Below are 885 nucleotides of genomic sequence, written 5' to 3'. Positions count from 1 at the left end.
TGCGGACCGGATTTCCCTGGTCCGCGGGCCGCGCTCCATCACGGGGACGTCCAGAACCCCGCCGAGCCACCCCCATCCGTCGCCCCGTCGGTCGTAGCGCCGCGTGCGCGGTGCAGGAATGTCTGCCTGCTGCGCGTCGGCTACGCCTGCCGGCCTCGCCTTAGCCCCCGACTGACCCTGGGAGGATTAGCCTTGCCCAGGAAACCTCGGGTTCACGGCGGACGAGTTACTCTCTCGTCTCTCGCTACTCATGCCAGCATTCTCACTCCCATGCGCTCCACCGTCGGTCGCCCTCCGGCTTCTCCGCCCATGGGAAGCTCCCCTACCGATTCTGATGAATTAGAATCCCGCCGCTTCGGTGTCCAGCTTAGCCCCGTGTATTGTCGGCGCATGTCCACTCGACCAGTGAGCTGTTACGCACTCTTTGAATGCATGGCTGCTTCTAAGCCAACATCCTGGTTGTCTGGGCGGACGCACATCCTTTGCCACTCGGCTGGAACTTGGGGACCTTAGCGGGCGGTCCGGGCTGTTTCCCTCTCGAGCACACAGCTTAGCCCACATGCTCTGACTGCCGCGCTCTGGGCCGCCGGCATTCGGAGTTCGGTTGGATTCGGTAGGCGGCGAAGCCCCCTCGTCCATCCGGTGCTCTACCTCCGGCGGTGAACGCGCGACGCTAGCCCTAAAGCTATTTCGGGGAGAACGAGATATCTCCGGGTTTGATTGGCCTTTCACCCCTATCCGCAGGTCATCGCCGCCGTTTTCAACCGACGTGCGTTCGGCCCTCCACGGGGTCTTACCCCCGCTTCAGCCTGCCCACGGATAGCTCACCCGGCTTCGCGTCCGCGGCGCGGGACTCAAGTCGCCCTGTTAAGGCTCGCTTTCGCT

1 rRNA gene is annotated in these 885 nt (G+C 64.0%); it reads right to left on the bottom strand.

Features of this window, described 5'->3' with window-relative positions:
- Positions 1–885: ribosomal RNA gene (locus ACTNBB_RS09100) — 23S ribosomal RNA — on the bottom strand; the annotation flags it as partial.

The organism is Collinsella sp. HCP28S3_B9 (genome assembly GCF_052066095.1).
Taxonomy (GTDB): Bacteria; Actinomycetota; Coriobacteriia; order Coriobacteriales; family Coriobacteriaceae; genus Collinsella.
Note: the sequence above shows the minus strand (reverse complement) of the source record. Positions and strands in the feature narration are given on the sequence as shown.